This window comes from Sulfitobacter sp. PS-8MA, assembly GCF_040933935.1.
In the GTDB taxonomy this organism is placed as follows: Bacteria; Pseudomonadota; Alphaproteobacteria; order Rhodobacterales; family Rhodobacteraceae; genus Sulfitobacter.
The window spans coordinates 496,526-518,637 of the sequence record NZ_JBFQYJ010000006.1 but is presented as its reverse complement, the minus strand read 5'-3'; the positions used below and the strand labels follow the sequence as shown (position 1 = coordinate 518,637).

Here is a 22,112-nt window from a genome sequence, read left to right as displayed (position 1 = left end):
GGTTTACACGGCGGCCCTCAACTGATCGACCAGATCGCGACGCTCCCAGCTGAACCCGCCGTCCGCGTCAGGCGCGCGGCCAAAGTGACCATAGGCCGCCGTGCGTTGATAGATCGGCTTGTTCAGTTGCAGATGCTCCCGAATGCCGCGCGGTGTCAGGTCGATGATCTGACGGATCGCCTTTTCGATGGCGGCGTCATGGACGTCGCCGGTGCCATAGGTGTCGCAATAGATCGACAGCGGCTGGCTCACCCCGATGGCATAGCTCAGCTGGATGGCGCATTTATGCGCCAGCCCGGCGGCCACGACGTTTTTCGCCAGATAGCGGGCCACATAGGCCGCCGAGCGGTCCACCTTGGTCGGGTCTTTGCCCGAAAACGCGCCGCCGCCATGCGGGGCCGCCCCGCCATAGGTGTCGACAATGATCTTGCGCCCGGTCAGCCCGGCATCCCCATCCGGTCCGCCGATGACGAAAACGCCGGTCGGGTTCACATGCCAGGCGGTGTCCGCGTCGATCCAGCCCTCGGGCAGCACCTCGCGGATATAGGGTTCGACAATGTCGCGGATGTCGGCGCTGGTCTGTTTCTCGCTCTCATGCTGGGTCGACAGCACGATCGAGCTCACCCCCACCGGCTTGCCGTTCTCATAGCGCACCGAGAGCTGGCTTTTCGCATCCGGCCGCAGGGTCGGCTCGGTGCCGTCCTTGCGCACCTCGGCCAAACGGCGCAGGATCGCATGGGCATAGTGGATCGGCGCGGGCATCAGCTCGGGCGTCTCATCGGTGGCAAAACCGAACATGATGCCCTGATCGCCGGCGCCCTCTTCCTTGCCGTCTGCCGCATCGACCCCTTGGGCGATATGCGCCGACTGGGGGTGCAGCAGATTGGTGATCTCGCATGTCGCGTGGTGGAACTCATCCTGCTCATAACCGATGTCCTTGATGCAGGCGCGGGCAATGTCTTCGACACCGGCCAGATATTCATCGAGCTTGGCCTTATTGGCCAGCCCCACTTCCCCGCCGATCACGACCCGGTTGGTGGTGGCAAAGGTTTCGGCAGCGACCCGCGCTTCGGGTTCCTCGCTGATGAAAGCGTCGAGGATCGCATCCGAAATCCGGTCGCAGACCTTATCCGGATGGCCCTCGGAAACGGATTCCGAAGTGAAAGTGTAGTTCTGACGGGACATGTCGTGCTCCAGTATGAAAAAACGCATCACGTCAGGAAGCCGTTGTGATGCTCGGTCAAAGGCTTAGAGAACCGCTGGTGGATGGTCAATCAGCATTCCCGGCGCGTCGGCGCCGCAGAGCCAACCCCGCCAGCAAGAGCCCCAGCAGAAGCGCCAGAGGCAGGTCGCCGCTGCGGCTATAGAGGGTCGGCGGCAGCGGTTTGGGCAGCGGCGCATCGACGAAACCTTCGGTGTTGAGCGCCAGTGACGCGGTCACCCGGCCCCAGGGATCGATCATCGCGGAAATGCCGGTATTGGCGGCGCGGGCCATCGGCAGACCCTGCTCGATCGCCCGCATCCGCGCTTGCGCCAGATGCTGCTTTGGTCCCGCCGCCTTGCCGAACCACGCGTCATTGGTCACCTGCATCAGAAAGCTCGGCCGCTCTGGCGCGGCGTTCACGTCATGGGCAAAAACCGCCTCATAGCAGATCAGCGGCAGCCCGGTCCCAAGCGCGCCAAGGTCCAAAAGTTCGGCGCCCGGCCCGCTGGAATAGCCATTCCCCTCCTGCGCGGCGAGGCCATGGATGCCAAAACGCGCCATGAGATCCCCCATCGGCATATATTCACCGAAGGGAACGAGGTGATGTTTGTCGTAAAGCTGGTCGACCGCGCCAGTGGCATCCAGCACCACCAGCGAATTATAATAGCGCATGTTCTCACGCCGCTGCACCCCAAGCACCACCGGCACATCGGAGGCAGCGCCGATCTCGGCCAGCGCGCTGCCGGCCATGTCCAAGGCCCATGGGATCGCCGTTTCTGGCCAGATCACCAGATCGGGCGCGGCGCCCGCAATCTGCGGCGCGGCGGCGGTATAGTCGAGCTGGCGTCTGAAGTAGAACTCGAACCTATCGGGGTTCCATTTGTCCCGCTGCGCCGCATTGGGCTGCACAAGACGCAGGACATTGTCGGTCAGCGGCGCGGGCGGCGCTTGCGGCGGCAGGGCCAGCAGCAGCGCCATGGAAAGCGCCATTGCCGCCTGTCCGACCCGCTGCGGCAAAGGCCCGCGCAGGACCAGCAAAGCCGCGATGGCAAAGAGCCAGAGGTTCAGCGCATAGGGGCCGATCCACGCCAGCCCCTGCCCGGCCACCACGCCCACCAGCGCCTGCGCGGGCATCGCCCAGGGAAAGCCGGTAAAGATATAGGCGCGCAGCAGTTCCACCGCCGCCCATGTGACCGCCAGAACCCAGACCCGGCGCGGGGCCAGCCAGCGCGCGGCGGCGAATGCCAGCCCCCAGAACAGCGCCATGCCGGCCGCCAGCAGGATCAGCGCAAAGGGCGCCATCCAGCCATGCCGCGCCACATCGACCATGAAGGGCGAGACGATCCATTGCAGCGCATGAAGGAAGTATCCGAAACCAAAGCCCCAGCCCAGCAAGGCCGCGCGTCCTGTGCCGCCCTGTTGCCTCCGGTAGAGCCAGAATGCCGCGACAAGCCCCGCGAAAAGCGCCAGCGGCAGGTCATAGGGCGCCTGCCCAAAAGCGGCGATGGCCCCGGCGAGCGGGGCCAGCAGAAACCGACCCCGCCGCGCCAGTTCTTCTGTCATCCCCCAGCCCCCTGGGTGCGCACCCGCAGGCGTTTGATGCGGCGCGGGTCGGCGTCGATCACCTCAAACTCCGGCCCGTCCGGGTGCAAGACCACCTCGCCCCGTGCCGGCACCCGGCCCGAGAGCATGGTGACAAGGCCGCCGAGCGTGTCGATTTCCTCTTCATCCACCGTGTCATGTTCGGTCAGCGAATGGCCGATCTCGGCTTCGAAATCCGGCAGCGGCGTCTTGGCCAGCGCCAGATAGGTGCCGGGCTTTTCAACCGTCCAATAGGTGCCCTCATCGACGTCATGTTCGTCTTCGATCTCGCCGATCACCTGTTCGATCAGGTCTTCGATGGTCACCAGCCCGTCAACGCCGCCATATTCATCGATCACCAGCGCCATATGGCGCCGCTCGGCCTGCATCTTGGTCAGCAAGACGCCGATCGTCATCGAAGGCGGCACATAGACCAGCGGGCGCAAGAGCCCCTGCATGTCAAATTTGGTGCCCTTGCCGTTGAACCCGTGGTTCAGCGCGAGATCTTTCAGGTGGACCATGCCCATCGGCGTGTCCAATGTGCCGTCATAGACCGGCAGCCGGGTCATGCCGCTTTCCTTGAAAACGGCCACCAGTTCATCAAGTGTCGCATTGGACGGCACGGCGATAATATCGGCTTTCGGCACCGCCACATCATCCACCCGCATCCGGCGCAGGTTCATCATGCCGTGGCCGCTTGGCCGCTCGGTCTGGGCCGAAGCCTCCACGCTGTCGTCCTCCCCGTCTGACGGGCTGAGCGCCTCGAACACGCGGGAAAAGAAATTACCGGTGCGCAGCGCCGTGTCATCCGGTTGATTTTGGCTGTTTTCATCCAGCAGCGCGCTCTGCGCCGCGTCAGATGATCCGTCTGTATCGCCCATTGGGTCCTGTCTGTGTTAACTGAGCCCTAGAGGCTCGCTCTCTTTATATGGGTCATCCAGACCCAGTTTGCCAAGTATTTCGGTCTCCAACCCTTCCATCAACAGGGCGTCGGGGTCATTTTCATGATCATAGCCCAGAAGATGCAACAGCCCGTGAACAATAAGATGGGTCACGTGATCGGCAAGTGGTTTGTCCGCCGCGTCGGCCTCGGCGGCGCAAGTCTCATAAGCCAGCGCGATGTCGCCCAACTCGGCCATCCCGTCAACACCCGGCGAAACCGGCAGCGGATCGCCGCCCGGAATGGCCGCGCCGCGTTCCTCGGCAGGCCAGCTGAGCACATTGGTGGCGCGGGGCTTTCCGCGGAAATCGCTGTTCAGCGCGGCAATCCGCCGGTCATCGCAGGCCAGCAGGGTCAGTTCCGCCCCCTCGGGGGCCAGACCCAGATGGCCCAGGGTGGCCGCAGCCGCCCGATGGGCCAGAGGCTCAAGGTCGACGGTTTCCCAACGGTCGTCCTCGATCACAACGTCGAAATCCTCCATCAGATCAAGCGGCACCGCTGTCCGCCTCATAGGCTTCGATGATGGCGGCCACGAGCGGGTGGCGCACGACATCCTTGGAGGTGAAGTAGTTGAAGCTGATGCTGGGGATGGTCTTGAGCAGACGTTCCGCATCCTGCAGCCCCGATTGCACCCCGCGCGGCAGGTCGATCTGGGTGCGGTCGCCGGTCACCACCATGCGCGACCCCTGGCCCAGACGGGTCAGAAACATCTTCATCTGCATCGAGGTGGCATTTTGCGCCTCGTCCAGCACAACGAAGGCATTAGACAGGGTGCGGCCCCGCATAAAGGCCAGCGGCGCGATCTCGATGCGCTTTTCCTCCAGCAGCTTGGCCAATTGCTTGCCCGGCAGGAAGTCGTTCAGCGCGTCGTAAAGCGGCTGCATATAGGGGTCGACCTTGTCCTTCATGTCGCCGGGCAGATAGCCGAGCTTTTCGCCCGCCTCGACCGCAGGGCGCGACAGGATGATCCGGTCGACATGGCCGCCGATGAACATCGACACGCCCACCGCCACCGCTAGATAGGTCTTGCCCGTCCCCGCAGGGCCGATGCCAAAGGCCAGTTCATTGTCGAAGAGCGCTTGCACATAGGCTTTCTGCGCGTCGGTGCGCGGCTCCACCCGTTTCTTGCGGGTCTGAATCTCGACCGCGTCGCCCATTGGCATTTCCAGCTGATCCCCCTGGCGCACCCCGGTATCGGCGTCGGAATTGCCCATCCGCAACATGCCGTCCACATCGCCCGCCTCGACCGAACGGCCGCCTTCGAGCCGCGCGTAGAGCGCGTTCAGCATCGCCTCGGCCTTTTCGATGGATTCGCCATCGCCCAAGAGCTGCAGGTGATTGCCGCGCCGGATGATCTGCACCTCAAGCGACTTCTCGATGGCCGCCAGATGCGCGTCATAGGCGCCGCAGAGGTCGATCAACAGGCGATTATCCGGAAATTCCACCACCCGTTCGGCCGCGGTGTCTGGGCTCATCAGATCAGTTGAAGGCAATGCGCGTATCCTTTGTGAAGCACTAGCTGTTGAAATAGGCAGAAAGGGTCGGATTACCAACCCATACGGACAAAAAAGGCCGAAGCGCATTGCGCTCCGGCCCGGTGTTTTCGGTATCCGCCGCCAAGGTCAGTTCGGGTCCTTGATGCGCGACCCACCTTTGAAGTGACCGGCAGTATGCGTCGGAGGGGCCACGCCGGAACATACCGGCTTGCCGAATTTGTCCAACCGCGCCGAGAGATAGCCCTCGACCCCGTCGTCGATGATCCAATGGTCGCAGCCATTGGGATCGACCCAGATGCCGGCCTGAAGCTGGCTCAGATGCTTTTTGTCGATGCCCCGGTCAAAGGTCTTGTCCGAGGGGTAGCCCCGGGTCAGCCCGCCTTCGTAATCGGCACAGGCCGAAAGGCCGACGGCACAGGCGGTGACCATGAGAAGTTTCGTCTTAATCACTTGTCTGTCCCTTCAGCGAATGCAGATAATTTCGACACGGCGGTTCTTGGCCATATTCGCCGCAGAATTATTGGGCGCGGCGGGCATCCGCTCGCCATAGCCGCGCACGTCAGCGATCTTTGCGCCAACCTGATGGGCGATCCGCGCCACGGCATTGGCCCGGTTATAGGACAGGCGCATGTTATAGGCATCCGAGGCGCGGCTGTCGGTGTGGCCGGTGATGATGTAGGACACGGCGCCGGTCGACTTGAAGAAATTCGCCAGACGCGCCTGACCGGCGCGCGAGATGCTGTATTTGTCGGTGGCAAAGAACTGATCCGTCTCCATCACCCCGCAGACATTGCCCCGGCGGCAAACCGGGATGCCCTGACGGCTGACATGAGGCGTCATATAGCCCTCGGCACCATCATCCATGACCCAATGTTCGCAGCCATCGGGATCCACCCAGATCGTCGGCGTATAGATGCCTTTGTCACGGCCCTGTTGCGAAGGGGTCTGGGCGTCGGCGACCGTCCCCGTCACGGTCAGCGCCGCTGCGAGCGCCAGACTGGCCAGCGCGCGCATCGCATTGGAAATATGGTTTCCCACAGCATTCGTCCTTATTTTAATCTTTGGCAAATTCAGCGCCCTTGGGGGCCGTACCTTGGCAATATCTCGTCAGGTTAGGCAAAAACCCGCCGCCTGTGAAGCAGGGTTATCAACATTTTGTGGCTCATTTGGCGGCGATCACAACGATTTCTGAAAATTGTTGCTTTTTTGAGGGCACGGCCTTGCTGCCCCATTCCGCTCCCTTCGGGGGCGAGAAGACGGCCAAAACGCGGCATTGATCCGGCAGGCTCAACAATCAAATCAGCCACTGCCGCACTATCCACCGGCGCGCAACAATGGCGCCGATTTTTCTTGAAATACAAGCGGCTGCACCTATGCCTCTATCTATCGGAGCGCGCGGGTGGGACTTTCGCGCGGCTTTGCCGAAGCCAAGAATTGCTGCAAACTTAATTGGGGGACTATGTGATGATGAAAACAATGCTTGCAACCGCCGTGGCCGGGATGCTCGCTCTGCCCGCCTTTGCCGGGGGTGTGAAATACGCCTACCACAACCAGGGCGTTGCCGTGCCGACCGGCAATGTGATCCACGTCAGCTGCTACCGTGGCCCGTGGCATGACGTGATCTGGGACCGGCCCAACAGCGTCTTTATCGATAGCCTTGTCGCTGTCGGCTATGACTTCCCCACCGCCCATGCCATCGCAGAACGGGTCTGCCGCGATGAGCGTCTGGTGGGCAACCCGGCCGGGTTGAAAGCGCATATGGAACGTATTTTCGCGGATGCGGCATCGCACCGGAAACACAACTACTGAGAGTGCGAGGGGTGCGCGGCGCCGCGCACCCTTTCAGACCAGAACGGCGGCCAGCGAGTTGGTTTTCGCCTCAGTCACCCGGACCCGCTGGATGTCGCCGATCGCGGCGCTGCTGTCCTCGATATGCACCGCATGCAGATACTCCGATTTGCCCAGCATCTGCCCCGGCAGGCGGCCCTTCTTCTCCACCAGCACCGACACCTCGCGCCCGACCATGGATTGCTGAATCTCTTGCTGATGCGAGGTGATCAGCCCTTGCAGCCGTTGCAGGCGGGCGTCGGCCACGGCGGGATCGACCAGCGGGCGTTCGGCGGCGGGCGTGCCGGGGCGGGTGGAGTATTTGAACGAATAGGCATAGCCGTAGCGCACCTGCCGGACCAGTTCCATCGTGGCCTCGAAATCAGCGTCGCTTTCCTCGGGGAAGCCGACGATGAAATCGCCCGAGAGCACAATATCGGGCCGCGCGTCGCGGATGCGTTCAATGAGCCGCAGGTAGCTTTCCGCCGTATGGCTGCGGTTCATGCGCTTTAGGATATGGTCGCTGCCCGATTGCACCGGCAGGTGCAGATAGGGCATCAGCTCCGGCACCTCGCCATGCGCCGCGATCAGATCGTCGCCCATGTCATTGGGGTGGCTGGTGGTGTAGCGGATACGCTCCAGCCCGTCGATCTTGGCCAGCGCCCGGATCAGTCCGGCCAGCGTCATACCGCCGTGATAGGCGTTAACGTTCTGGCCCAGCAGCGTGACTTCGCGCACGCCGCGCTCGACCAGATCGCGGGCCTCTTCCAGTACCTTTTCGGCGGGGCGCGAAACTTCGGCGCCGCGCGTATAGGGCACCACGCAGAAGGCACAGAATTTGTCGCAGCCCTCTTGCACCGTCAGAAAGGCGGCGGGCGCGCGTTTCGCCTTGGGGCGGGATTTGAGGTGGTTAAACTTGTCTTCGGTCGGGAAGTCGGTGTCGAGCGCGCTCTGCCCGCCCTGCACTTTCGCTTCCATCTCGGGCAGACGGTGATAGCTCTGCGGCCCAACCACCAGATCGACGGCAGGCTGCCGGCGCATGATCTCTTCGCCCTCGGCCTGTGCCACACAGCCGGCCACGCCGATCTTGAGATCGGGCCGCGCCTCTTTCAACGGCTTCAACCGGCCCAGTTCGGAATAGACCTTCTCCGCCGCCTTTTCCCGGATGTGGCAGGTGTTGAGCAGGATCATATCCGCGTCATCGGCGCGGTCGGTTGTGACATAGCCCTGACCGCCCAGGCTTTCGGCCATGCGTTCGCTGTCATAGACGTTCATCTGGCAGCCATAGGTCTTGATGAACAGCTTTTTCGGTTGGGTCATGGCGGGCATCCATCATGTTCGGGCAGATTTTGGGCAGATGGCGCCGCATAGCAGCGGCGGGCGCATCTTGCAATGCACCCGGAATTAACCGACGTTGCCCTATTGGGCGGCCATGCGGGGACATATGCGGTATCGCGACCTTGATCATCTTATCAAAGAAGCCCGCGGGGCGCTACGGGCAGGCCCCCTTGCGCTGGTGCTGGTGGAAGATGACGTCGAGGTCGCCACGACGCTACGCCACCACCAGCAGGCGGGGTTCACCTCGGTGGTGGCGCTGATGCCGCCGAGCTTTGATCTGCCGCGCGATTTGCAGGAAACCGTCTTGCGGGTGGACTATGACAGTTCTCACGAAGAGGCGCTGCAGCGGGCGGTGAACCGCGTGATCCCGGCGGTTGCTGGCCAGTGGGTCTATTACTGCTACAACGCCGAATATCTGTTCCACCCGTTTTGCGAGACGCGCAATATCGTAGAACTGCTGGCGTTTCACAGCGAAGAGCGCCGGGATGCGCTGCTGGCCTATGTGATCGACCTCTATGCGCTGGATCTCGACGCGAACCCGCAGGCGGTGTCCCTGGACGACGCGCATCTCGACCGCTCGGGCTATTATGCCCTGGCGCGCAGCGATCCGGCCAAGAACGGGCATCCGAAAGAACGGCAGTTGGATTTCTTTGGCGGGCTGCGCTGGCGCTTTGAGGAACATGTGCCCGCAGAGAGCCGCAAGATCGACCGCATCCCCCTGTTCCGCGCCAAGCCGGGGCTCCTGCTGCGCCCCGATCACACCTTCAATGACGAAGAATACAACACCTACGCCTGCCCCTGGCACCACAATATCACCGCGGCGGTCTGTTCCTTCCGCACCGCCAAGGCGCTGAAAAGCAATCCCGGCAGCCGCGACGAGATCCCCAGCTTTCACTGGCATAACTCCGAACCTTTCGAGTGGCATTCGCGGCAGTTGCTGGATCTGGGGCTGATGGAACCGGGGCAGTGGTTTTGAAGAGACCCCGATAGCAACCCCTTCGGCCTCTGGGCAACACGGGCATGCCCCCAGGGCGGGCGCTGCCCTTACCGCAAGCCCTGCACCCACCCGCCGACGCTGCGCCTATCCCCAAAACCTCCTTGCACTCCCGCGCTTTACTCCTATGACGGAAGACAGCCACCACCGGAGGGTCCGATGTCCGTCAACTTGCTCGACACATTCATCAAGCCAATGCACCGCGAGGGCGTCAAATTCGTCGCGATCTTTGCCGCCGTCACGCTGGTGCTCTTTGCCATCGCCGATGTGCTGGGCTGGATCGGCGTCGGCCTGACCATCTGGTGCTACTATTTCTTCCGCGACCCCGAGCGTGTTACCCCGGATCGGCCCGACCTGATCGTCAGCCCCGCCGATGGCATCGTCTCGCTGATCGAACCCGCCGTGCCGCCCGCCGAACTGGGCATGCCCGATGTGCCCCTGACCCGCGTCAGCGTCTTCATGAGCGTGTTCAACTGCCACATCAACCGCGCCCCCGTCGCGGGCAAGGTGCAGGCGGTGGCCTACCGGCCGGGCAAATTCTTCAACGCCTCGCTCGACAAGGCCAGCGCCGACAATGAGCGCAACAGCCTGTGTATCCGCATGGACGACGGGCGCGATCTGGCGGTGGTGCAGATTGCGGGCCTCGTGGCGCGGCGCATCGTCTGTTTCGTGAAATCCGGCGACGGGCTGGAAACCGGCGAACGCTTCGGCTTGATCCGCTTCGGCTCCCGGCTAGATGTCTACCTGCCCGAAGGCGTCGACCCCATGGTTCGCATCGGGCAAACCATGGTCGCCGGGGAAACCGTGCTGGCCGAATTGAAACCGCCGGTGGCCGAAACCACCCCGCTGTAGGATCTTCGCATGCGTCCCCCTTCTGAAAAGACCGGCGCGGACCTTGCGCTGATCCAACTGCTTCCCAATGCGCTGACCATCACCGCCATCTGCGCGGGGCTCTCCGCGATCCGTTTCGGGGTGCAGGGCAACTATGTGCTGGCGGTGCAACTCATTCTGCTGGCCTGTGTGCTGGATGGGCTCGACGGGCGGCTGGCGCGGCTTTTGCGCTCCTCCAGCCCGATGGGGGCGGAACTGGATTCGCTGGCCGATTTCCTGAACTTTGGCGTGGCCCCGCCGCTGATCCTCTATTTCTGGGCGCTGCAAGACATGCGCTCGGCGGCCTGGATCTCGGTGCTGGTCTATGCGGTCTGCTGCGTGGTGCGGCTGGCGCGGTTCAACGTGAACGACAAGGCCGAAGCCGAGCGGGCCAAGAATGGCGACGCGGTGGGCGAATCCGGCTCTTTCTTCACCGGCATCCCCTCCCCCGCGGGCGCGCTTCTGGTGCTCTTGCCGATGACCCTGTCCTTTGCCTTTCACAACCGGCCGATCCTGCCGGATTGGATGATTGCGCTGCATATGGTGCTGATCGGCTTTCTGATGATCAGCCGCATCCCCACATGGTCGTTCAAGAAGACCAAGATTTCCCGACGCCATGTAAAATACCTGCTGGTCGGCGTGGCGATCTTTGCCGCTGCGCTGGCGACATATGCCTGGACCACGCTTGTGGTGCTTTGCTTTGCCTATATCGGCATGGTGATCTGGGGCCTGCTGCGCAGCCGAAAGCCGAGTAAAAACAAAGAGGTTTGAGATGGATATCAAGGCGGTTGAAACGTCCTATGCCCGTTGGGCGCCGATTTATGACAAGACATTCGGCGCTCTGACCAGCGGCGGACGCCGCCATGTTGTGGCCCATATCAATCAAAGGGCCGGATCGGTGCTGGAAGTCGGCGTCGGCACCGGCCTGTCCCTGCCCCATTACGCGCCGCATCTTTCCGTGACGGGCATTGATTTCAGCGACGAGATGCTCGCCAAAGCCCGCGAACGGGTGGCGCGCGAAGGGGCGACCCATGTCGCCGAGCTGCGCCAGATGGACGCCCGCGACCTCGACTTTCCCGACGCCAGTTTCGACACGATCGCCGCCCTGCATGTGCTCTCGGTCGTGCCAGAGCCGGAGCGGGTGATGGGAGAGATCGCCCGGGTGCTGAAACCCGGGGGCCAAGTGGTCATCGCCAACCATTTCATGCGCACCTCGGGCGTGCTGGGTTTCCTTGAGAAGGTCTCGGCCCCCTTTGCCAATACGCTGGGCTGGCATTCAGATTTCGAGATGGACCGGGTCTTGCAACAGGACGCGCTGCATGTCGAAGATGAACGCGCGCTGCCGCCAATGGGCATGATGACCTTTCTGGTTCTGCGCAAGAAGGGCTGAAAAGCGGCAAAGGCCGCTCGGCGCGGGGCTCAGCCCGCCCCGTCGACCAGCCAATTGCCATGCACCCATCCCTTGCGGCGCGGCGTGCCGTAATAGACGCCGATCCAACGCCCGCTGCGCGCACAGGTCCGCACCGTGTCACCGTTGTAAAGCTGGTCGATCTTCGCGTGCTGCGTGCCCGGCCCTTTGCGCACCGCGAGGAAACCGTCGCCATTCGGGTCCAGGCCCGAGACGATGCTGCCGGCACAGCCCGCCGCCTGGGCATCTTCGATGATCTTGAACTCGACGTCGAGCTGCTGCGCCTGCGGCTGCGCGGCAAAGAGGGTCAGAGCAAGCGCCAGAACCGATATTCGCATTTGAGATACCTCGCTGCCAGATGGCGAGGAGCATAGCGCAGAATGCCGCCCAAAGCGGCGGCGCCGGATCACAGGTCAAATTCTGGCGGAATGCTGCCCAGCCTCCCCGGGCCGCGGCGTGGCGCAGGCTCAGCCCTTGCGGCGCAGGCGGATCACCACATCGACCGAGGCGATCTCGGCCCCTTCGGGCGCGTCGGGCAGCTGGGCGATGATCAGATCTTCAGAGGGCGCATCGGTCAGCCGATCTTCGTCTTCCCAAAAGAAATGCGGATGGTCATGGGTGTTGGTGTCGAAATAGCTTTTCGAGCCATCGACGGTCACCTCCTGCAACAGCCCCGCATCGCAAAAGGCGCGCAGCGTGTTGTAGACGGTGGCCAATGACACCGCATCCCCCTGCCCCTTGGCTGCTTCGAAAAGACTTTCGGCCGTGACATGGCGATCCTGACCGTCGCCGACCAGCAAACGCGCCAAGGTTACCCGTTGCCGTGTCGGACGCAGCCCGGCCTGAGCCAGCCAGCGCGTTCCAGCTTCATGTTCCTGTTCGGACATCACGTTCCCGCCTTTCCATAGTCATATAAAGGAGGAAATCACCAGTTTTCAAACAAAAACCGCCCCAGACGCCCCGCCGCCCGCCGCCTGCGGCTCTTGCGGGCCGCGTGGCCGGGGTGTTAGACGGGGCGTCAGTGAATTCACCATCAGGAGAGCCGCAGCATGGCCGACTACCCCACGAGTTTCGACAAGGAAGATCTGCTGAAATGCGCCCGTGGCGAGCTTTTCGGCCCCGGCAACGCGCAGCTTCCCGCCCCGCCGATGCTCATGATGGACCGGATCACCGATGTTTCAGCCGATGGCGGCGCCCATGGCAAAGGCCATATCACCGCCGAGTTCGACATCACCCCGGACCTGTGGTTCTTTGAATGCCACTTCCCCGGCAACCCGATCATGCCCGGCTGTCTGGGCCTTGACGGTCTGTGGCAGCTCACCGGCTTCAACCTTGGCTGGCGCGGCTGGCAGGGGCGCGGCTATGCGCTTGGCGTGGGCGAAGTGAAACTGACCGGCATGGTCCGCCCGGACCGCAAGATGCTGACCTATAAGATTGATTTCACCAAGGCGATCCAAACCCGCCGCCTGACCATGGGTGTGGCCGATGGGATCGTCGAAGCCGATGGCGAGGTGATCTATCAGGTCAAAGACATGAAAGTGGCGCTGAGCGAGAGTTAAGCTACTGACGGTCTATTAAAAAGGGGGCCTGACGGCCCCCTTTTGCGTTCCAGACAGCGGCTAATTTACGCCGTCTGCATCTCCTGCACCTTACCGTCATGCCGCCCCGTCACGGCGGCTTCGGCCAGAACGGCGGCCACATCCGCCCGATGGGCCCGTGCGCCCTGATCCACATCCGCGCCCAGCGTCACCGCATCGGTTTTGGGATCATCGGTCAGGGCCACCGGGCGCAGGATCGAATAGGTCAGACCCGAGGCTTGCAAATGCGCATCCGCCGCCTGTTTGGCTTTCAGATAATGTGTCATCTCATGATCCTCGGGCGGATTGTCCGCGCCCACGGAACTGAGCATGACGAAGCGCTCCACGCCGGCCTCCTTCGCAAGATCGACCAGATGCTGCGCGCCGTCGCGGTCGACCTTCTCGGTCATCTCCGGCCCGGTGTGGCCGCCCGAGCCGGCGGCGAAGACCACCACATCGACATGATCGCAAACACCGGCCTGCAGCTTGGTCAGGTCCCCTTTGCGCTGTTCGGTGCCTTCGGGCAAGACCGTCGTGTCGGAACCGTCCCGCACCAAAGCGATCGGGCTTGCGCCCCGGTCTTTCAATTCGCTGACCAGCAGCCGCCCGGTCTTGCCGGTTGCACCGGCCACAAGGACTTTCACTGTCATCTCTAACCTCCTGAAAACGTGGAACAATGGACAGGCGGAGGGGCAAATCCCCGCCCGCCGCATCGCGCTTATGACGGCAGGAACACGGCCTTGGCATTGACGAATTCAGTCATGCCGAAGCCGCCATGCTCACGCCCGTAGCCGGAATTTTTCACCCCGCCGAACGGCATATTCGGATCGGCAAGGCCAAAGCCATTGATGCGGATCATGCCGGTGTCGAACTCTTCCCGCGCGAGTTGCAACGCATGGTCTTCGTCGGTGCAAAAGATCCCGCCGCCCAAGCCGTAGCGGCTGTCATTGGCAATGCGCATCGCGTCCGCATCATCCTTGGCTCGGATGACCGCCGCCACGGGGCCGAAAATCTCATCATCATAGGCCGGCATCCCCGGCGTCACATTGGCCAGAACGGTCGAGGGGTAGAACGCCCCGGTTCTCTCCGGCACCTCGCCGCCGCAGAGCACCTCCGCGCCCTTCTCGACACTTTCCTTGACCTGATCCCGCACCGCTTCAAACTGCTCTTGGCTCGACAGCGGGCCGAGCTTGGTGTTCTCATCCATCGGATCGCCCATCTCAATCGCCTTCATCTGCTCGACAAAGGCCTCAAGGAAGGCGTCGTGGTTTTTCTCGGTCACGATAAAGCGTTTGGCCGAGATACAGGTCTGGCCGTTGTTATAGATGCGCCCCGCTGCAGAGAATTTTGCGGCCGTCTCGATATCTGCATCATCCAGCACGATAAAGGCGTCGTTGGAGCCCAACTCCAGCACCGATTTCTTCAGATGTTTCGCGGCCAGCGCACCGATATGGCTGCCTGCCTTGTCCGATCCGGTCATGGTCACGCCCCGCACCAGATCATGGGCGATGATCTTGTCGCTGGTGTCATGGTCGATGATCACCACGTTGAACAGGTCCTTGGGCAGCCCCGCTTCTTCGCAGATCTCCTTTAGCCGCAGCGCGCTGCCGGTACAGATCTGCGCATGTTTCAACACGCAGCCATTGCCCGTCATCAGGTTCGCCGCCAAGACCCGGACCGGCTGGTAAAAGGGGAAGTTCCACGGCTGGATGGAGTAGATCACGCCAATCGGCTGATAGGTGACGACACCGCGTTTCTTGCCGTTCATCAACTCGCGGGTCTCGTCTTGCAATTTTTCCGGCCCCGCCTCGGCGCTATAGTCAAAGATCGCGGCGCAGAGGTCCACCTCATCGAGACTGTCCTGATAGAGCTTGCCGACCTCGCGGGTCATCAGCTCGGCCAGCTCTTCCTTATGCGCGCGCAGTTTCTCGGCGATTTTCTTGAGATAGGGGGCGCGGTCGCTGTGCGACAGTTTGCGCCAGTCCTCAAAAGCCCTATGGGTCGCCTCAAGGGCGCCGATGGCCTCGGCTTCGGACATGACCTCATAGGTGTTGATCACCTCTTCGGTTGCGGGGTTCACTGTCTTGATCTCGGGCATTGCAGTCTCCTTTTGGATGTTGCAACCCCAACACGACGCGTGGCTTTGCCGTTCCATCACGGAACTTTGACCGCGCAGAAGCAACGCGGCTTAACGGCAAACCGCTTGCGCCGTCCCGCCGTGCTGTCATACACCGGGGGTTGATAAAACAAAGGAGTGCTGCCCATGCGCCGCGTCGTCGTCACAGGGTTGGGGATCGTCTCATCCATCGGAAATAACGCCGAAGAAGTGCTCGAAGCACTCAAAAACGGCACCTCCGGGATCGAAGCCAGCCCGGAGATGGCCGAACACGGGTTCCGCAGCCGCGTCGCCGGGACGCTCAAGATCAACCTCGCCGACCATATCGACAAGCGCACCCTGCGCTTCATGGGGCCGGGCGCGGGCTATGCCTATGTGGCGATGGATCAGGCCATCAAGGACGCGGGTCTGGACGAGAGCCAGATCAGCAACCCGCGCACCGGTCTGGTGGCAGGCTCCGGCGGGCCGTCGACCTCTGCCATGTTCGCCGCGCATAACATTGTGAAAGACACCGGGGCGACGAAGCGCATCGGGCCTTTCGCGGTGCCGAAGTGCATGTCCTCGACTGTCAGCGCGAACCTCTCGACCGCCTTCAAGATCAAGGGCATTAACTATTCGATCACCTCCGCCTGTTCTACGTCCCTGCATTGCATCGGCAACGCAGCCGAGCAGATCATGCTGGGCAAGCAGGACGTGATGTTCGCCGGCGGCGGCGAGGAGTTGGACTGGACGCTCAGCTGCCTCTTCGACGCAATGGGGGCGATGTCGTCCAAATACAACGACGCGCCCGAGACGGCGAGCCGCGCCTTTGACGCAGACCGCGACGGTTTCGTGATCTCCGGCGGCGGCGGGATGCTGGTGCTGGAAGACCTCGATCACGCGCTGGCGCGGGGTGCGAAGATCTACGCCGAGGTGACCGGCTATGCCGCCACCAGCGACGGGCACGACATGGTGGCCCCCTCCGGCGAGGGTGGCGAGCGCGCCATGCGTCTGGCGCTGGAGACCCTGCCCGAGGGCCGCAAGGTGGGCTATATCAACGCGCACGGCACCTCGACGCCGGTGGGCGATGTGGGCGAGATCGAAGCCGTGCGCCGCGTCTTTGGCGAGGGCAGCACCCCGCCCGTCAGTTCCACCAAGTCGATGACCGGCCACGCGCAGGGCGCTGCGGGGGCGCTGGAGGCGATCTTCTCGCTGCTGATGCTCGACAATGATTTCATCGCCAAGTCGATCAATGTGCAGAACCTCGACCCGGCGCTCGATCCTTCCGAGATTGCGTTGGAGCGTGTGGACAATGCAGGTCTTGATTCGGTGATGACCAACTCCTTCGGGTTCGGCGGCACCAACGGGTCGATGATCCTGTCGAAATACAAAGTCTGAGGGCGCGTCATGTCAGGATTGCTTGCAGGAAAACGCGGCCTCATCATGGGTGTGGCCAATGAACGCTCCATCGCCTGGGGCATCGCCAAGGCGATGGCCGAGGCCGGGGCGGAGCTGGCCTTTACCTATCAGGGCGAAGCCTTTGGCAAGCGGCTGGAGCCGCTGGCGCAGAGCGTCGGCTCGGACTTCATGGTCGATGTCGATGTGACCGATGACGCCTCGCTCGACCGCGCTTTCGAGGACCTGGGCGCGCGCTGGCCGACGATCGACTTCGTCGTGCATGCCATTGCTTTCTCGGATAAATCCGAATTGACGGGGCGGTTCCTGAACACCAGCCGGGAGAACTTCAAGAACTCGATGGATATCTCGGCCTATTCCTTCATCGACGTGGCCCGCCGCGCGCATCCGCTGATGGTTGAGAACGGTGGCACGCTGATGACCCTGACCTATATGGGCTCGAACCGGGTGACGCCGAATTACAACGTGATGGGCGTGGCCAAGGCGGCGCTGGAAAGTGCCACGCGCTATCTGGCGAATGATCTGGGGCCGGAGGGGATCCGCGTGAACGCGATCTCGCCGGGGCCGATGAAGACGTTGGCGGGCGCGGCGATTGGTGGGGCGCGCAAGACCTATAAGCACACGGATCAGAACGCGCCGCTGCGGTCGAATGCGACCTTAGAGGCCGTGGGTGGCACGGCGGTCTATCTCGCGTCCGATGCGGGGGCCTGCACGACGGGTGAGATCATCCGCGTCGATGGCGGGTTCCATGTGCTGGGGATGCCGCAGGCGGAGCATCTGTAAGGAAGCACGAGGGCCATCGCCTGCCCGCGGGTCGGCGGTGGCAACGTAGCTAGGTACCACTTTATTTCTCAACTATGATGTGGGTTCCGCGAGGTCACGCCCAGCCTCACCAAATCGCCTACCCGGGGGGCGGGCAGGCGATGGCCCGGCGCCTGCGGCTTGATTCCGGGCTGGGGTGGTATCCGCTACCGCAGCACATCCGTCTGCCAGAGCCAGACCTTCATCCCCCCATGCGCAATCGCTGGCCCCTGCGCTTTCCACGGCAGCCCGGTTGCCTTCGCAAGCGTCGGCTCCGAGGTCACCAGCCCAACACGCCAGCCGCGAAACCGCGTCTTCAAAGTCTCACCCAGCGTCCCATAAAGCGGATAAAGCAGCTTCTTGTTCCCGATCCGCCCGCCATAGGGCGGGTTCACGATCACCAGACCGGGCGGACCTTCGGGCGGCTGCACCTCCCCTGCCCCGTGGCAGGCGAAATGGCACCACTCCCCCACCCCGGCCCGCGCGGCATTGGCCGTGCTCATGCGGATCGCGCCCGCGTCCCGGTCCGAGCCATAGAACCGCGCGGCAGGCTCGGCCACTGCCCCATCGCTGCGCATCTCTTCCCACACCCCGGCATCAAAGCTCGCCAAATCCTCAAAAGCAAAACGCCGAGAACGCCCCGGCTTCAGCCCCGCCGCGATCTCTGCCGCCTCAATCAAAAACGTCCCCGACCCGCACATCGGGTCAACCACCGGCTCGCCCGGCACATAGCCACAAGACCGCAGCATCAGCGCCGCCATATTCTCGCGCATCGGCGCCTTGCCGACCGCCTCCTTATGCCCACGCTTGTGCAGCGCCTCGCCGGAGGTATCGAGGCTGAAGGTCACCTGATTGTCGTGAATGCGCACCTTCAACACCAGCGCCGACTCGGCATCCACGGTGATGCCATGGCTTTCGCGCAGCGCCGTTTCGACCCGCTGCTGCGCCGCACCGGCATGGTAGATCTTGGACGCCTTGGTGGTCACCTGCACCTTCACCGGCACATCGGTGCGCAGCACATCGGTAAAGGGAAACTTGCGACAGCGCTTGTCCAATTGCGCCAGATGGAAGGCCATGAAACCGCCGATCCGCGCCAGCACCCGGGCCGCCCCGCGCAGCTCCAAATTCGCGCGCCAGACCTCTGGCCAGCCACCCTGCACCGTCACGCCACCGGGCTGAGCCCGCGCGCCGGCAAAGCCTTTTTCCCGCGCCTCGGCGCAGAGCAAATCCTCTAGCCCGGGCGGGCAGACAAGGAAAATCTCGAATGTATCTGGGGTATCCATGGCCCCTGCATAAGCGTCTGAGCGCATGGGTGCGAGGGGAAAAGAGGCGACAAACGTCTTTGAGGCATGCCGGGGGGAAGCCCCCCCGGCCGCTTAAATCAGGCCGCCGAAGCGATCTTGACCAATTCGATGTCGAACTGCAGGTCCTTGCCCGCCAGCGGGTGGTTCGCGTCGAGGGTCACAGTGGTCTCATCAACCTCAACCACGGTCACCGGCAGCGCCTGACCTTCGGGGGTCTGCATCTGCAACTGCGTGCCGGGATCGAGCGGGATGTCCGCCGGGATACCTTCGCGCGGCACAGCCTGACGCATCTCGGGGTTCACGGGGCCGTAGGCTTCGTCGCTCGCCACTTGAACGACCTTCTTGTCGCCTTCGCTCATGCCAGGCAGCGCGCTGTCGAGCCCGGCGATGATCTGGCCGGAGCCCACAACGAACTCCAGCGGGTCACGGCCCTCGGAACTGTCGAATGTGGTGCCGTCTTGCAACGTGCCGGTATAGTGAATCTGTACTGTGTCGCCGGATTTGACCTCAGCCATCGGGTGTCTCCAATCTGTATGGGGGGAAAGGGGGGAGGCCGCGTATCTGCGCGGGTGCTCCGAATGCCCACGCAACATGGGGATTGCATGCCGGAGAGTAAACCCCCGCAGCGCGGCGCGGGTCAGATTTCGCCCCTTTTCGCCAACGGCACCACATGCCACTCTGCCCGGGAGTTATGGGAGAGCTTGCCAAATGCCGATCACCACTTGCGTTTTCGATGCCTATGGAACCCTGTTTGACGTGGCCTCTGCCGCGCGGGAAGCGGCAAGGGAGCCCGCATTCGCCGCCATTGCAGACACATGGCCGCAGCTTGCAGAACATTGGCGGCTCAAACAGTTGCAGTATTCATGGCTGCGCGCGGTCACCGGGGCGCATGTTGATTTCTGGCAGGTCACGCAAGAGGGGCTGGACTGGGCCCTGGAAAAGATGGACGTGGCCGGAGACCCCGCGCTGCGCGAACGTCTGCTGGCGCTCTATTGGGAGTTGCAGGCCTATCCGGAGGTGCCGGAGATGTTACGCACGTTGAAAGAGGGCGGGTTGAACACCGCCATTCTGTCCAATGGCTCGCCGGACATGTTGGAGGGCGCGGTGAAATCGGCGGGAATCGGCGAGGTGTTGGATGTCTCTCTCTCGGTCGAAAGCGTCGGCATCTTCAAACCCGATTCGTCGGTCTATGATCTGGTGAGCCAGCATTTCGGCTGCGCCAAGGAGGAGGTGCTGTTCGTCTCTTCCAACGGCTGGGACGCGGGCGCGGCGACAGGCTACGGTTTCACCACCGCCTGGGTGAACCGGGGCGGCGATCCGCTGGACCGGCTGCCGTGGCGGCCCGCGCATCGGTTGCAGGACCTCACCGGCATCCCTGCCCTCGCGGGGCTGTAAATGGCGCGGTTCACCACGTCGGACGGCCTGTCGCTGCACTATACGGACGAGGGTAGCGGGCTGCCGATCCTCTGTCTTGCGGGGCTCACGCGCAGCGGGGCGGATTTCGACTATGTCGCGCCGCATCTCACTGCGCATCGGCTGATCCGCATGGATTGCCGGGGGCGCGGGCGCTCGGAATTCGACCCCAACTGGCAGAACTACAGCCTGCCGGTGGAATGCCGCGATGTTCTGGACCTGCTGGACCATCTGGCGCTGGAGAAAGTCGCCATCCTCGGCACCTCGCGCGGCGGGTTGAACGCGATGGGGCTGGCAAAGGCGGCCAAGGACCGTCTGCTCGGGGTGGCGCTGAACGACGTCGGGCCAGAGCTCGACCCCAAGGGCATTGATTTCATCATGGGCTATCTGGGCCGCAACCCCTCGGCCAAGACCTATGCAGAGGCCGCCGCCGCCATGGCCCGGGCCTTTCCCGACTTCCATGACGTGCCCGAGGCGCGTTGGCTGGAAGAGGTCAAACGCCATTACATCCAGACCGACAGCGGGCTGAAAATCACCTATGACCCGCATCTGCGCGATGCCGTGGCCGCGGCAGCCGGGCAAACGGCGCCTGACCTCTGGCCCTATTTCGACGCGCTCGACGGGCTGCCGCTGGCAGCGATCCGGGGGGCGAATTCGACGCTGCTCAGCCGTGAAACACTGCTCAAGATGCAGGCCCGTCGCCCGGATATGATCGCGGTCGAAGTGCCGGGCCGGGGCCATGTGCCGTTTCTGGATGAACCCGAAGCGCTCGCCGCGCTGCACGAATGGATAGGACAAATGCAATGAACATCGACATGATCCGCGCCTCTGCCGCCCGGGCCGAGGGCCATGTGCGCCGCACCCCGCTGCTGAACTCGCACTTTCTGGATGAGATCGCGGGCCGTCGGGTCTGGGTCAAGCCCGAGTGTCTGCAACACACCGGCAGCTTCAAGTTTCGCGGCGCCTGGTCGGCGCTTTCGGCATTGGCGCCGGAGCTGCGGGCCAAGGGGGTGATCGCCTATTCCAGCGGCAACCATGCGCAGGGCGTGGCGCTGGCGGCCAAGATGCATGGCGCGCCTGCGGTGATCGTCATGCCCTCGGACAGCCCGCGCCTCAAGATCGCCAACACCCGCGCCTATGGCGCCGAGGTGGTGCTCTATGACCGCGCCAACGAAAGCCGCGAGGAGATCGGCGCGCAGCTTGCGGAGGAGCGTGGCCTCACGCTGATCAAACCCTACGACGAGCCGCAGGTGATCGCGGGCCAAGGCACCACCGGGCTGGAGATCGCCGAGCAGGCCGCCAAGGCCGGGATTGAGCGCGCCGAGGTCATCGTCTGCTGCGGTGGCGGCGGGCTGACCTCTGGCATCGCGCTGGCGCTGGAGGCCGAGGCACCGGGATTTCGCGTGCGGCCCGCAGAGCCGGAAGGCTTCGACGATACGGCGCGGTCGCTGGCCTCGGGCCGGATTGAAAGCAATGCGCAGGCTTTGGGCTCGATCTGCGATGCCATCGTCACCCCCGCGCCGGGGGAGCTGACCTTTCCGATCCTGCAGCGGCTGGCCGGGCCGGGGCTGGTGGTGCGCGATGCAGAGGCCTTGCAGGCGATGGGCCATGCGTTCAACCGGCTGAAACTGGTGGCGGAACCGGGCGGGGCCGTGGCGCTGGCGGCGGCGCTGTTCCGTGGGGATCAGATCGAGGGGGAGGATGTGATCGTCACAATTTCTGGCGGCAATGTGGATGCGGATATCTTTGCCAAAGCATTGCAGACCTTAGGGTGAAAACGGGGGCTGCGCCGTTCCAAAGGGGCGGAGCAGATAAGAAAGGTTGCGCCTTTGCCCTCAAACCATCCCA

The 22,112-nt window shown here is 63.2% G+C and carries 26 protein-coding genes and 1 riboswitch; of the genes, 11 read left to right on the top strand and 15 right to left on the bottom strand.

Annotation, left to right across the window (positions count from 1 at the left end; all coding sequences use genetic code 11):
• Window positions 1–3 precede the first annotated feature (3 nt).
• The 8 genes from metK to AB4M76_RS06420 all read right to left on the bottom strand — a co-directional run bounded on the left by metK (window position 4) and on the right by AB4M76_RS06420 (window position 6,582).
• On the bottom strand, window positions 4–1,185 hold the full coding sequence (metK, locus tag AB4M76_RS06455) for a methionine adenosyltransferase (RefSeq protein WP_368440980.1): 1,182 nt from the start codon (window positions 1,183–1,185) through the stop codon (window positions 4–6).
• Between the two features lie 4 nt (window positions 1,186–1,189).
• Window positions 1,190–1,239, bottom strand: a riboswitch (SAM-SAH riboswitch).
• Between the two features lie 31 nt (window positions 1,240–1,270).
• Window positions 1,271–2,767 carry an apolipoprotein N-acyltransferase gene (gene lnt / locus AB4M76_RS06450; protein WP_368440979.1) on the bottom strand — a complete coding sequence of 499 codons (1,497 nt, stop codon included), beginning with the start codon at window positions 2,765–2,767 and terminating at the stop codon, window positions 1,271–1,273.
• Window positions 2,764–3,666 (bottom strand): hemolysin family protein, encoded by a 903-nt coding sequence (locus AB4M76_RS06445; protein WP_368440978.1) that lies wholly within the window; start codon window positions 3,664–3,666, stop codon window positions 2,764–2,766. The genes lnt and AB4M76_RS06445 overlap by 4 nt, the downstream gene beginning before the upstream one ends.
• 15 nt (window positions 3,667–3,681) lie before the next feature.
• Complete coding sequence (gene ybeY, locus AB4M76_RS06440; RefSeq protein WP_368442387.1) at window positions 3,682–4,206, bottom strand: rRNA maturation RNase YbeY; 525 nt, start codon at window positions 4,204–4,206, stop codon at window positions 3,682–3,684.
• A 4-nt stretch (window positions 4,207–4,210) separates the two neighbouring features.
• Window positions 4,211–5,200: a PhoH family protein gene (locus AB4M76_RS06435; protein WP_368440977.1), complete on the bottom strand. Its 990-nt coding sequence runs from the start codon at window positions 5,198–5,200 to the stop codon at window positions 4,211–4,213.
• Between the two features lie 147 nt (window positions 5,201–5,347).
• Window positions 5,348–5,671: a hypothetical protein gene (locus tag AB4M76_RS06430; RefSeq protein WP_368440976.1), complete on the bottom strand. Its 324-nt coding sequence runs from the start codon at window positions 5,669–5,671 to the stop codon at window positions 5,348–5,350.
• A gap of 12 nt (window positions 5,672–5,683) precedes the next feature.
• Window positions 5,684–6,235, bottom strand: a complete 552-nt coding sequence (locus AB4M76_RS06425; protein ID WP_368442386.1) for an OmpA family protein — start codon at window positions 6,233–6,235, stop codon at window positions 5,684–5,686.
• Between the two features lie 98 nt (window positions 6,236–6,333).
• A complete protein-coding gene (locus AB4M76_RS06420; protein WP_368440975.1) occupies window positions 6,334–6,582 on the bottom strand; it encodes a hypothetical protein in 249 nt (82 codons plus the stop codon).
• 103 nt (window positions 6,583–6,685) lie between these two features.
• On the opposite strand from AB4M76_RS06420, the gene AB4M76_RS06415 reads away from it, so the two are divergent.
• Window positions 6,686–7,030, top strand: a complete 345-nt coding sequence (locus AB4M76_RS06415; RefSeq protein ID WP_368440974.1) for a hypothetical protein — start codon at window positions 6,686–6,688, stop codon at window positions 7,028–7,030.
• 33 nt (window positions 7,031–7,063) lie between these two features.
• On the opposite strand, the gene miaB is transcribed toward AB4M76_RS06415, so the two are convergent.
• The gene (gene miaB, locus AB4M76_RS06410; protein ID WP_368440973.1) at window positions 7,064–8,368 is read right to left on the bottom strand and encodes a tRNA (N6-isopentenyl adenosine(37)-C2)-methylthiotransferase MiaB; all 1,305 of its coding nucleotides are present in this window, start codon (window positions 8,366–8,368) and stop codon (window positions 7,064–7,066) included.
• A gap of 124 nt (window positions 8,369–8,492) precedes the next feature.
• Here miaB and AB4M76_RS06405 point away from each other — a divergent pair, with 124 nt between their 5' ends.
• The 4 genes from AB4M76_RS06405 to AB4M76_RS06390 all read left to right on the top strand — a co-directional run bounded on the left by AB4M76_RS06405 (window position 8,493) and on the right by AB4M76_RS06390 (window position 11,640).
• Window positions 8,493–9,362 (top strand): hypothetical protein, encoded by an 870-nt coding sequence (locus tag AB4M76_RS06405; protein ID WP_368440972.1) that lies wholly within the window; start codon window positions 8,493–8,495, stop codon window positions 9,360–9,362.
• Window positions 9,363–9,539: 177 nt separating this feature from the next.
• On the top strand, window positions 9,540–10,232 hold the full coding sequence (locus tag AB4M76_RS06400) for a phosphatidylserine decarboxylase (RefSeq protein WP_368440971.1): 693 nt from the start codon (window positions 9,540–9,542) through the stop codon (window positions 10,230–10,232).
• Window positions 10,233–10,241: 9 nt separating this feature from the next.
• A complete protein-coding gene (pssA, locus tag AB4M76_RS06395; RefSeq protein ID WP_368440970.1) occupies window positions 10,242–11,021 on the top strand; it encodes a CDP-diacylglycerol--serine O-phosphatidyltransferase in 780 nt (259 codons plus the stop codon).
• A 1-nt stretch (window position 11,022) separates the two neighbouring features.
• Complete coding sequence (locus AB4M76_RS06390; RefSeq protein ID WP_368440969.1) at window positions 11,023–11,640, top strand: class I SAM-dependent methyltransferase; 618 nt, start codon at window positions 11,023–11,025, stop codon at window positions 11,638–11,640.
• A 29-nt stretch (window positions 11,641–11,669) separates the two neighbouring features.
• Here AB4M76_RS06390 and AB4M76_RS06385 read toward each other — a convergent pair whose 3' ends face one another.
• A complete protein-coding gene (locus tag AB4M76_RS06385) occupies window positions 11,670–11,996 on the bottom strand; it encodes an SH3 domain-containing protein (protein WP_368440968.1) in 327 nt (108 codons plus the stop codon).
• A 129-nt stretch (window positions 11,997–12,125) separates the two neighbouring features.
• Window positions 12,126–12,545 carry an iron response transcriptional regulator IrrA gene (gene irrA, locus AB4M76_RS06380; protein WP_368440967.1) on the bottom strand — a complete coding sequence of 140 codons (420 nt, stop codon included), beginning with the start codon at window positions 12,543–12,545 and terminating at the stop codon, window positions 12,126–12,128.
• Window positions 12,546–12,707: 162 nt separating this feature from the next.
• On the opposite strand from irrA, the gene fabA reads away from it, so the two are divergent.
• On the top strand, window positions 12,708–13,217 hold the full coding sequence (gene fabA, locus AB4M76_RS06375) for a bifunctional 3-hydroxydecanoyl-ACP dehydratase/trans-2-decenoyl-ACP isomerase (protein ID WP_067261401.1): 510 nt from the start codon (window positions 12,708–12,710) through the stop codon (window positions 13,215–13,217).
• A gap of 65 nt (window positions 13,218–13,282) precedes the next feature.
• On the opposite strand, the gene AB4M76_RS06370 is transcribed toward fabA, so the two are convergent.
• The gene (locus AB4M76_RS06370; RefSeq protein WP_368440966.1) at window positions 13,283–13,885 is read right to left on the bottom strand and encodes an SDR family oxidoreductase; all 603 of its coding nucleotides are present in this window, start codon (window positions 13,883–13,885) and stop codon (window positions 13,283–13,285) included.
• A 68-nt stretch (window positions 13,886–13,953) separates the two neighbouring features.
• Window positions 13,954–15,333, bottom strand: a complete 1,380-nt coding sequence (locus AB4M76_RS06365) for an NAD-dependent succinate-semialdehyde dehydrogenase (RefSeq protein WP_368440965.1) — start codon at window positions 15,331–15,333, stop codon at window positions 13,954–13,956.
• A gap of 165 nt (window positions 15,334–15,498) precedes the next feature.
• Here AB4M76_RS06365 and fabB point away from each other — a divergent pair, with 165 nt between their 5' ends.
• Both fabB and AB4M76_RS06355 read left to right on the top strand, forming a co-directional pair.
• The gene (gene fabB / locus AB4M76_RS06360; RefSeq protein WP_368440964.1) at window positions 15,499–16,728 is read left to right on the top strand and encodes a beta-ketoacyl-ACP synthase I; all 1,230 of its coding nucleotides are present in this window, start codon (window positions 15,499–15,501) and stop codon (window positions 16,726–16,728) included.
• Window positions 16,729–16,737: 9 nt separating this feature from the next.
• Window positions 16,738–17,529 (top strand): enoyl-ACP reductase, encoded by a 792-nt coding sequence (locus tag AB4M76_RS06355; protein ID WP_368440963.1) that lies wholly within the window; start codon window positions 16,738–16,740, stop codon window positions 17,527–17,529.
• Between the two features lie 185 nt (window positions 17,530–17,714).
• Here the strand turns inward: AB4M76_RS06355 and AB4M76_RS06350 are convergent, their stop codons facing one another.
• Window positions 17,715–18,830, bottom strand: coding sequence for a class I SAM-dependent RNA methyltransferase (locus tag AB4M76_RS06350; RefSeq protein ID WP_368440962.1), 1,116 nt, complete (start codon window positions 18,828–18,830; stop codon window positions 17,715–17,717).
• 98 nt (window positions 18,831–18,928) lie between these two features.
• Entirely contained in the window at window positions 18,929–19,366 is a 438-nt protein-coding gene (locus tag AB4M76_RS06345; RefSeq protein WP_368440961.1) for a peptidylprolyl isomerase, read from the bottom strand.
• 193 nt (window positions 19,367–19,559) lie between these two features.
• Here AB4M76_RS06345 and AB4M76_RS06340 point away from each other — a divergent pair, with 193 nt between their 5' ends.
• The 3 genes from AB4M76_RS06340 to AB4M76_RS06330 are packed head-to-tail and all read left to right on the top strand — an operon-like array spanning window position 19,560 to window position 22,039.
• On the top strand, window positions 19,560–20,246 hold the full coding sequence (locus AB4M76_RS06340; RefSeq protein WP_368440960.1) for a haloacid dehalogenase type II: 687 nt from the start codon (window positions 19,560–19,562) through the stop codon (window positions 20,244–20,246).
• Complete coding sequence (locus AB4M76_RS06335) at window positions 20,247–21,071, top strand: alpha/beta fold hydrolase (protein WP_368440959.1); 825 nt, start codon at window positions 20,247–20,249, stop codon at window positions 21,069–21,071.
• Window positions 21,068–22,039, top strand: a complete 972-nt coding sequence (locus AB4M76_RS06330) for a threonine/serine dehydratase (protein WP_368440958.1) — start codon at window positions 21,068–21,070, stop codon at window positions 22,037–22,039. The genes AB4M76_RS06335 and AB4M76_RS06330 overlap by 4 nt, the downstream gene beginning before the upstream one ends.
• Window positions 22,040–22,112 lie beyond the last annotated feature (73 nt).

Coding starts and splice junctions, on each gene's coding strand:
- fabA (WP_067261401.1), top strand. CDS start 12,708: ATGGCCGACTACCCCACGAGTTTCGACAAGGAAGATCTGCTGAAATGC.
- AB4M76_RS06355 (WP_368440963.1), top strand. CDS start 16,738: ATGTCAGGATTGCTTGCAGGAAAACGCGGCCTCATCATGGGTGTGGCC.
- AB4M76_RS06385 (WP_368440968.1), bottom strand. CDS start 11,996: ATGCGAATATCGGTTCTGGCGCTTGCTCTGACCCTCTTTGCCGCGCAG.
- fabB (WP_368440964.1), top strand. CDS start 15,499: ATGCGCCGCGTCGTCGTCACAGGGTTGGGGATCGTCTCATCCATCGGA.
- miaB (WP_368440973.1), bottom strand. CDS start 8,368: ATGACCCAACCGAAAAAGCTGTTCATCAAGACCTATGGCTGCCAGATG.
- lnt (WP_368440979.1), bottom strand. CDS start 2,767: ATGACAGAAGAACTGGCGCGGCGGGGTCGGTTTCTGCTGGCCCCGCTC.
- ybeY (WP_368442387.1), bottom strand. CDS start 4,206: ATGGAGGATTTCGACGTTGTGATCGAGGACGACCGTTGGGAAACCGTC.
- irrA (WP_368440967.1), bottom strand. CDS start 12,545: ATGTCCGAACAGGAACATGAAGCTGGAACGCGCTGGCTGGCTCAGGCC.
- AB4M76_RS06370 (WP_368440966.1), bottom strand. CDS start 13,885: ATGACAGTGAAAGTCCTTGTGGCCGGTGCAACCGGCAAGACCGGGCGG.
- pssA (WP_368440970.1), top strand. CDS start 10,242: ATGCGTCCCCCTTCTGAAAAGACCGGCGCGGACCTTGCGCTGATCCAA.
- AB4M76_RS06390 (WP_368440969.1), top strand. CDS start 11,023: ATGGATATCAAGGCGGTTGAAACGTCCTATGCCCGTTGGGCGCCGATT.
- metK (WP_368440980.1), bottom strand. CDS start 1,185: ATGTCCCGTCAGAACTACACTTTCACTTCGGAATCCGTTTCCGAGGGC.
- AB4M76_RS06445 (WP_368440978.1), bottom strand. CDS start 3,666: ATGGGCGATACAGACGGATCATCTGACGCGGCGCAGAGCGCGCTGCTG.
- AB4M76_RS06335 (WP_368440959.1), top strand. CDS start 20,247: ATGGCGCGGTTCACCACGTCGGACGGCCTGTCGCTGCACTATACGGAC.
- AB4M76_RS06340 (WP_368440960.1), top strand. CDS start 19,560: ATGCCGATCACCACTTGCGTTTTCGATGCCTATGGAACCCTGTTTGAC.
- AB4M76_RS06350 (WP_368440962.1), bottom strand. CDS start 18,830: ATGGATACCCCAGATACATTCGAGATTTTCCTTGTCTGCCCGCCCGGG.
- AB4M76_RS06415 (WP_368440974.1), top strand. CDS start 6,686: ATGATGAAAACAATGCTTGCAACCGCCGTGGCCGGGATGCTCGCTCTG.
- AB4M76_RS06365 (WP_368440965.1), bottom strand. CDS start 15,333: ATGCCCGAGATCAAGACAGTGAACCCCGCAACCGAAGAGGTGATCAAC.
- AB4M76_RS06405 (WP_368440972.1), top strand. CDS start 8,493: ATGCGGTATCGCGACCTTGATCATCTTATCAAAGAAGCCCGCGGGGCG.
- AB4M76_RS06330 (WP_368440958.1), top strand. CDS start 21,068: ATGAACATCGACATGATCCGCGCCTCTGCCGCCCGGGCCGAGGGCCAT.
- AB4M76_RS06400 (WP_368440971.1), top strand. CDS start 9,540: ATGTCCGTCAACTTGCTCGACACATTCATCAAGCCAATGCACCGCGAG.
- AB4M76_RS06345 (WP_368440961.1), bottom strand. CDS start 19,366: ATGGCTGAGGTCAAATCCGGCGACACAGTACAGATTCACTATACCGGC.
- AB4M76_RS06435 (WP_368440977.1), bottom strand. CDS start 5,200: ATGAGCCCAGACACCGCGGCCGAACGGGTGGTGGAATTTCCGGATAAT.
- AB4M76_RS06425 (WP_368442386.1), bottom strand. CDS start 6,235: ATGCGCGCGCTGGCCAGTCTGGCGCTCGCAGCGGCGCTGACCGTGACG.